The 8,395-nt window shown below is 40.5% G+C and carries 7 protein-coding genes and 1 pseudogene; 4 read left to right on the top strand and 4 right to left on the bottom strand.

Annotated features, from left to right (window positions below; genetic code table 11):
- The 4 genes and pseudogenes from Q0212_RS14335 to Q0212_RS14320 all read left to right on the top strand — a co-directional run.
- Positions 1–276 (top strand): annotated as a pseudogene (locus Q0212_RS14335) (AarF/ABC1/UbiB kinase family protein); the annotation flags it as partial.
- A 92-nt stretch (positions 277–368) separates the two neighbouring features.
- Positions 369–1,457 carry a pyruvate dehydrogenase (acetyl-transferring) E1 component subunit alpha gene (gene pdhA, locus Q0212_RS14330; RefSeq protein WP_297926720.1) on the top strand — a complete coding sequence of 363 codons (1,089 nt, stop codon included), beginning with the start codon at positions 369–371 and terminating at the stop codon, positions 1,455–1,457.
- Positions 1,447–2,421: an alpha-ketoacid dehydrogenase subunit beta gene (locus tag Q0212_RS14325; protein WP_297926717.1), complete on the top strand. Its 975-nt coding sequence runs from the start codon at positions 1,447–1,449 to the stop codon at positions 2,419–2,421. Before pdhA ends, Q0212_RS14325 begins: the two co-directional genes overlap by 11 nt.
- A 3-nt stretch (positions 2,422–2,424) precedes the next feature.
- Positions 2,425–3,471, top strand: coding sequence for a dihydrolipoamide acetyltransferase family protein (locus Q0212_RS14320; protein ID WP_297926714.1), 1,047 nt, complete (start codon positions 2,425–2,427; stop codon positions 3,469–3,471).
- An 85-nt stretch (positions 3,472–3,556) separates the two neighbouring features.
- Here the strand turns inward: Q0212_RS14320 and Q0212_RS14315 are convergent, their stop codons facing one another.
- The 4 genes from Q0212_RS14315 to gspN all read right to left on the bottom strand — a co-directional run bounded on the left by Q0212_RS14315 (position 3,557) and on the right by gspN (position 8,209).
- Positions 3,557–4,480, bottom strand: coding sequence for an FHA domain-containing protein (locus Q0212_RS14315; RefSeq protein WP_297926711.1), 924 nt, complete (start codon positions 4,478–4,480; stop codon positions 3,557–3,559).
- Between the two features lie 15 nt (positions 4,481–4,495).
- Positions 4,496–6,454: a type II secretion system secretin GspD gene (gene gspD, locus Q0212_RS14310; RefSeq protein WP_297926707.1), complete on the bottom strand. Its 1,959-nt coding sequence runs from the start codon at positions 6,452–6,454 to the stop codon at positions 4,496–4,498.
- A gap of 1 nt (position 6,455) precedes the next feature.
- Positions 6,456–7,292, bottom strand: coding sequence for a type II secretion system protein N (locus tag Q0212_RS14305; RefSeq protein WP_297926704.1), 837 nt, complete (start codon positions 7,290–7,292; stop codon positions 6,456–6,458).
- A gap of 155 nt (positions 7,293–7,447) precedes the next feature.
- On the bottom strand, positions 7,448–8,209 hold the full coding sequence (gspN, locus tag Q0212_RS14300) for a type II secretion system protein N (protein WP_297926701.1): 762 nt from the start codon (positions 8,207–8,209) through the stop codon (positions 7,448–7,450).
- Positions 8,210–8,395: the final 186 nt, after the last annotated feature.

Raw genomic sequence — 8,395 nt, 5'->3', positions numbered from 1 at the left:
ACTAATGTCGGTGATGTGCCGCCTGAATATTATTTAGAATGGATTGATATTTTACTAAAACCACTTAAAGAGCCACGTTTTGACTTTGCTCGCAGCCAAGTCCATGAACAAGTTCTCGCCCAAATTTCTTCTTTAATGAAATATTGGGACAGTTTTCAACCCAGTGCCGAAACGATGATGGTCAATCGTGCAGTGGGTGGCCATTATTGGAATTTAGTGCATTTGGGCGTAGATTTGCATCTAAATAAACCACTGATAAGCTACCTCAACAGTTAAATTACTGTTCTTCCACAATAGTCGCTATGGCAAAGTCCTCACAATTTACTACACTGAAATTACAACAGCTTGTAAATTCGTGTGAGGACAATATGACTTATGCTCATCCTCAGCAATTAGATTACCCAATTATTCAACTACTTAATAATCAAGGACAGCTTAGTCAGGATATACCAACCGCATTACAAGAGCCTCGTTTTTGGCTACAGGCTTATGAACACTTATGGCGTACCCGTTTACTCGATCAACGCGCAATTAGCCTACAACGTAATGGCCAATTAGGCACTTATGCCAGTTGTTTGGGGCAAGAGGCGATTAGCACCGCGATTGGTTTTAGCTTACATGCCAACGATGTTTTTGTGCCTTATTATCGTGACCAAGCGGCACAAATGCTGCGTGGCACAAAAATGCGTTCCATTTTACAGTTTTGGGGCGGCGATGAATGGGGATCACATGATGCACCTAAACAAGACCTGCCAGCCTGTATTCCAATTGCCACTCAAATTACTCATGCGGCAGGTGTAGCCACTGCCCTAAAATTAAAACATCAAAAACAGGCTGCGTTAACAACCTGTGGCGATGGTGCAAGTTCTCGTGGCGATTTTTATGAAGCACTCAATTTAGCAGGTGTGTGGCATTTACCCTTAGTGGTGGTGATTAACAACAATCAATGGGCGATTTCTGTGCCTTTAAGCCAACAAACCGCCAGTGAAACCCTTGCCCAAAAAGCCATAGCCGCAGGTGTATTAGGCGTTCGTGTCGATGGTAATGATTTTTTTGCGCTGATGGCAGTATTGGCAGAAGCATTAGAGCGCGCACGTTCGGGTAAAGGCGCAACCTTAATCGAAGCCATTACCTATCGCCTATGTGACCATACCACCGCTGATGATATGAGTCGTTATGCGGATGCAAATCAGCGAGCGACCGCCAAAGAACATGAGCCTTTACTACGTTTTAGACGTTTATTAGATCAACAATTAAATTGGACAGATGCTCAGCAACAACAGCTTGAACAAAAATTACAACAAGAAATTGAGCAAGAAGTTCAAGCCTATTTAGCTCTCCCTACTCCCAAAATCAACGATATGTTTGATTATTTATATGAGCAATTACCCATTGATTTACAACAACAAAAACAGCAATTTTTAGCCCAAAAAGGAGGATCTCATCATGCTCCTTAATCTTGTCGAAGCCGTTGATTTAGCCTTAGCGCGCGCCCTCAGCGAAGATGAACGCGTGATTATTTTAGGTGAAGATGTTGGCAAAAATGGTGGTGTCTTTAGAGCCACCGTTGGCCTACGTGAGAAATTTGGTGCAAAACGTGTGTTAGACACGCCTTTAGCCGAAACACTCATTGCAGGCGTTGCTATTGGCATGAGCACACAAGGTTTACGTCCTGTTGCTGAAATTCAATTTATGGGTTTTATTTATGCTGCCTTAGAACATTTAATTTCTCATGCTGCACGTTTACGCAATCGCACACGAGGTCGTATTAGTTGTCCACTCACACTTCGTGTGCCTTTTGGTGGAGGCATTCATGCGCCAGAACATCACTCCGAAAGCACAGAAGCTCTATTAACCCATATTGCAGGCTTAAAAGTCGTGGCTCTGTCTTCCCCTCGTACCGCTTATGGTTTGTTATTGGCGGCAATTCGTTGTAATGACCCTGTAATTGTTTTAGAACCAGAACGTATTTATCGCAAATTTAAAGAAGAAGTAATTGATGATAGTCAGCAAATCGACTTAGAACATTGTTTAATTTGGCGTAAAGGCAAAGACCTCAGCCTAGTGGCATGGGGTGCAGCCGTACAAGATTGCTTAAATGCGGCTGAGCAATTGGCTCAACAAGGCATTGATGCCGAAGTGATTGATGTTGCTTGTTTAAAGCCCTTAGATATGACCACGATTATCAACTCGGTTGCTTTAACTGGCCGCTGTATTATTGTCCAAGAAGCAGTGAAATCGGGTGGCTTAGGCAGTGACATTGCGGCTCGCTTAGCAGATAAAGCTTTTTATGCTTTACGTGCTCCCATAAAAATTATTAGCCCACCTGATGTGATTATTCCCTATTTCAAACTCGAACAAGCTTATCTGCCACAAATTGCCGACATTATTCAGGCAAGCCGCGCCTTAATGGAGGCCTAAACCATGAAAAACTTATTATTAGCTGATTTAGGCGAAGGTTTAACCGAAGCCACTGTTGTTGAGTATTATGTATCCCCCAAACAACTCGTTAAACAAGGTGATTTATTATTAGCGGTCGAAACCGCGAAAGCGATTGTTGAGATTCCTGCGCCCGAAACATTAATTGTGCAACAACTGTTGGCAACAGCCAATCAAGTGGTCAACGTGGGTATGCCCTTGTTGAGTTATGACTCTCCGCAAAATGAGCTAAATACCACACCTACCACACACGATACTTCTAGCGTTGTTGGCCAACTAGAAATCAGTGGCGAGCAATATCAACAAAACTTTATCACAGGCCAACAACGTTTTTCTGAACAAGAACGGCACACCATCCAACAACGTTTATTAAACAAAAACAATTCACCAATTATTGTAGAACGCCAACATATTCCACTTAGTGGCTCACGTTTAGTCATGGCGCAAAACTTAGCCCAAGCTCATCAACAAGTAGCTTTAGTGACAATTTTTGATGAGGTGTTAATCAAAAAAATCAACAATCCCTTAATCACCATGATTCAGGCTTTATGTTATGCCTGCCAACAACAGCCCAAACTTAATGCTTGGTTTGACACACAACAATTAATTATTCATCAAGATGTCGATTTAGGCTTAGCCATTGATACTGAATATGGCTTATATGTACCAGTCATTAAACAAGCCAACAAACTCAACAAGCAACAATTACAACAAGCTATCACTCAGCTTAAAACTGCTGCCCATCAACATCAACTCAGCAATGCACAATTACAAGGAGCGACAATTAGCCTATCTAACTTTGGCACAATAGCAGGCCGCTTTGCCACACCAATGATTGTACCACCACAAGTGGCCATTTTAGGGGTAGGCCAAATACAAAAACGCTATGTGATTAATGCTAAAGCGAAAATCAAAGAAAAAGTCATTATTCCGCTTTCACTTAGTTTTGACCATCGTGCATTAACAGGAGGAGAAGCAGCACGATTTTTAGCCACTATTAAAGATTTTTTGCACAATAAAAAAGCGGCCTAAGCCGCTTTTCTACCAAATCAGTAGTGCTTATGCTAACACATAAACACCTACGAGAATCAAAATCATTAAGATAATAACAACGTTATTATGCCAAGACATAGACACCCACTAAAATCAAGATCATTAATATAACAATCACAATCATGCCCATGCTACCAGCTTTATCTGAGCCAGCACTTGGTGTTGGTGTGGACACAATTGGCTGCTCTTGAGGCTTAGACTCAGAGACAGGGCTGCTTGGAGGAGGACTATAACTATTATTAACAGGCACAGGCGATGGCTGTTTTGGTGCTGCTGGTTTTGCGGCTGGCACATTAACCACTGGACGGAACTGCGTACGCTCCGCTTCTTCCTCAAAATCAGAATGCGCAGGCAAATCAGTTGGACCAACCACTTTAAAAATCATCGCATCAAACTTAACTTCATCACCATTTTGTAATGCAACTTCTTCGTGACGTTTACCATTCACAAATGATCCATTTGACGAGCCTAAGTCTTTGACCCATAAAACGCCAGAACGAATCGAAAATTCAGCATGACGACGCGAGACATGTGCACCACCAACAACGATGTCACAATGAGGATCACGACCTACAACATTTGTTCCTTCGATAGGAAACATACGCCCAGAAATCACACCCGTCATGGCTTTTACTTGCCATAATGGCGCGGCTTTGGGTAACTCACGTTTAACTGGCTGTGCAGGAGGCTCTGGTGGAGCTTTGGTTGGGTCAATAATTTGCAATTCAACTAAATGCAAACGAATAACATCGCCCACTTTGACTTCAACACGTTTGGTAACAGGCTCACCATTTAAAAATGTGCCGTTAACACTGCCTGTATCACGCAAAAATAACTTGCCATCTTCTTGTTGAAGTTCAGCATGAAAAACACTGATACCTTCATCATTAATGACGAGATTGTTGGTTTTATCACGGCCAATTGTTAAACGAGGATCAACCAACCAAAATGCAGGTTGGCGACGATCAACAAATTGTAACTTCAACATGATAGTTTCTCTTCCCTATTTGTTAACTTTCGGAGCTTGACTCTTGGTCGCTCCTTGATAGATTTGGTTAATCTGTTCTGGTAAGCGGGTTAATTTACCCTTCTCACTCACTTCTAACTGCAAAATGCGCGTCTGATTATACTGCTGTGCTGCTAAATCTGCAGCATTTTGGCCGTCACGCAAAATTAATGGCTGCAAGAACACTAATAAATTTCGCTTCGTTTGGCTATGGCTTTTTGCTCTAAATAAGTACCCCAACAAAGGAATTTTATTCAAAAGTGGGACTTCGTTCACAGATTGAGAATTATCATCCTGAATCAACCCACCCAAAACAATTGTCTGTCCATCATCAGCCAAAATTGTCGTTTTAATCGAACGTTTATTGGTAATTAAGTCTGCAGAGTTTACACCTGCCACACTCGGAACAACAGAGGAAACTTCTTGTTCAACCTCTAATTTTACTGTGTCACCCTCACCAATATGCGGTTTAACTTTTAACGTAATACCCACATCTTGACGTTCGATAGTAGTAAAAGGATTATTTGTACCCGAACTAGAGCTTGTACTTTGCCCAGTAATAAACGGTACATTCTGACCAACCACTATTTTTGCTTCTTGATTATCAATGGTCATAATGCTCGGCGTTGATAATAAATTGGCATTACTCATTGTTTTGATAGCTTGTAATAAACCACCATAAAAGGTTCTATCGCCATTACTTTTGGTTTCGCTCTTACCAATCGCAAATGATGCGCCATTAATCGCTGGTACTGCGGTTGGATTATCTTGTAATGCAACTGCTGCTAAGCTTGTTAAACTTGCACCTGTATTGGAAAAGTTAACTAAACCTACACCCTTAGTAGGATCACCCGCTGCCCATTGTACGCCTAAAGCATCGGCATTATCACCCGAAATTTCTAAAATAGCCGCTTGAATTAAAACCTGTGAACGTCGAGTATCTAATTGCTGAATAACCGTTTCTAGTTCACGCATTAATGATGGATCAGCTTTAATCACTAAGGCATTTTGACTTTCATCGGCTATCAGGCTTACACCACCTGCATTAATTGCTGTTGCACCGCTATTGTTGCCTGTATTACCACTATTTGTAGATTTACTGCCATCATTGCTGACCAAATTACGCATGACTTCCGCAACTTGTTTGGCACTGGCATGTTTTAAACGTACCACGCGCACACCCGCCAATCGGTCAGCCGCAGGTTTATCGAGTTGTGCAACAACTTCACGTAAACGTTTACGCGCACGAGCATCACCTTTAATCAATAAGCGATTACCGCGTGTATCTGCAATTAAACGAACACGCGCACCACGCATTTCTTTATTTGGACTTGTTGCAGTTAGATTATCTAACATGGTTAGAATTTCATCTACTCGTGTTTCTTTTAGAGCAATGATTTCTAACTCATCTCCTTCGCCCGCATCTAAGGATTTAATCAAATTTTCAATTTCGACAATATTATTAGCATGATCAGAAATCACTAAAGCATTTGCACCATTAATTGCTGCTAAATGAGCAAATTGAGGCAATAGCGGTCTAATAACAGGTACTAATTCATTAGCATTGGTGTTTTCAAGCATAATAACGCGTGTTACTAATGCTTCACCCTTAGCTTTCGCTTTATTTTCAAAAGGCACTGCATTTTGTTTTGCATTAACATCTGGCACTAATTTAATCACATTCCCTGAGGGCACGGCGGCAAAGCCATTAACACTTAATACCCCCAAAAATAACTCATAAACCGCTTCAGAACTCATCGGTTTACTCGAAATCACCGTAATATTACCTTTGACACGCGGGTCAACAATAAAATTTTTACCTGTAATCTCAGAGACTTCAGACACTAAAGCCGAAATCTCGGCATCTTTTAAATTAACCTTCCATGTTTTTGCTTCTGCCACACTGTGACAAGCCAAGATTAATGAAAGTGCTAAAAAGGATTGACGTACATTCATGTTAGAAGCTTTGCTCAATAGTTAAATGTTGACCACCACGCTGAATTTCGATACGTGCACGCCCAGTTTGTTGTATTTGTTGCAATAGATTTTTATCCAATTGCACATTTCCCAAAGTTTGACCATTCAAACGCACCACTCTATCGCCAGCTTTTAAGCCCAAATTACGACGAATATGACTTGGTGTATTATCTGTTATCTCATATCCTTGTTGACTCGCAATTAAGCCCATTTCATTAAGATACGAACTTGCATCACTATCCAAACGCTGAATTGCATTTGATAATAAATTACGTGCTTTATCAGCCTGACTCGCCACAGGATTACTAACAACAGGTGGAGTATCGCCACCTAATAAATTACTTTTAATAAACCGTAAGACCTCTTCTTGACCATTACGCTGTAATAATACTCGATCGACATAAACAGCGGATAATACCGCACCACCAACCACTTGCTGACCTACACGATATAATTTACCAATGCCTTGTCCTTGTTCGCTAATAATCGCACTTGACTGTGATTGAGAGCTACTTGCAAAAACTCCATCCAATTTAAGCTGTAACGATGTGTCTGGCGCATTGGCATTTTGACTGACTGACTCAACAACGGGTGCTTTAAAAATAGTAAAGCTTGCTAAACGGCTACTATCCACATTGACAGGTGCTGCCGCACTGCTTACAGGCGTTGGTTTAGCCAATGCAGCTTGATCTTGACCAGCAATTAACCATAACAAACCTGCCATACGCCAAGCAAAATATAATGTTGCCAACAACATAATAGCACGAGCAATATGTCGATTATTTTCGGTAATTACGGACAACGAAGGCACGTTCACACTGATTCCTAAACTTTAAATTATACTTACGTTAATAGTATGACTTTTTTGCGACGATAATATTAAAAAGCACTTAATATTTACGCGAAACGTAAGCCTTTTATTAAGAGTTAATGCTATTTAAAAATCAAGATGCATAAACTCATATTATTATTTTATAAACTATTTAAGGGTTGAGATGCAGTGACTACAATTGCATCAGGCTCTGCAACACCTCTATAGTTTGGCGCATAGGTTAACAAACGATGTGTTAAACGACTTTCGATCATCGCGCCAGTAATCGTAAATGTTGCTAAATTAACGGTCTGGGCTTCATCTTGCAAGGACATTATTAAACTTTGTTGTTGACCACTGAGTTTTAAAGCCACAGGAGGCAAATTTAAGTGCTGACGTTGGCCATTTAAGACATAATCAATAGCACCTGCTTGCCAAGTTAACACCCCTTGCGAGTCTTGCCAATTTTGCCCTTTTTTCACAACATTTAAGTTGCTAATCATAATAGGATTGTTGGGCAATTGCCAACTGCTTAATAAAGGTTGTAAGTCTATTGGCGATAATTGCCCTTGACTGGCTTTTATTTGCCATCCCCCCAATCCCAATACTACATTTGCAGGAATTTGCGAACTACCTGTTAATAACTCAACATTAAAAGCCAGCTTTAATGTTAATAATGATAAGGGCTGAAAAGACCAACGTAATTGACCTTGCAAATTATTTAGTTGCGTGTTGACTTGCCCTGTCCACAAAGTTCCCCCCCACGCCGTACATAAGCTACGGATATCTTTAGGAACAAAGTTAGCAATAATGCGGGCAGGCATTTGTGCAAGTAAAGCAAATACCAATAATACTGTTGCCAATAAGACCCAATTATAAGCTTTTGCTTCTTTATCTTCTTGATTTGTTGTTTTTTTTAACATAAAGACTAACTTTAACAAGTATTAGATAGGGGCTAGCAGAGTGTGCCCAATTTTTTACCATTTTGATGCTGATTTATCTCTATTTTTCACAAAAATACAAGCTTTATTTTGCAGAGTGTTGTTATTTTATAAATCTTTTATTGATTAGAACACAAAAAAGCCCCCAAATCTGGAGGCTTTACTAAT

It is taken from the genome of uncultured Agitococcus sp., from assembly GCF_937920075.1.
Taxonomy (GTDB): Bacteria; Pseudomonadota; Gammaproteobacteria; order Pseudomonadales; family Moraxellaceae; genus Agitococcus.
This window is presented reverse-complemented; position numbering and strand designations above follow the sequence as displayed.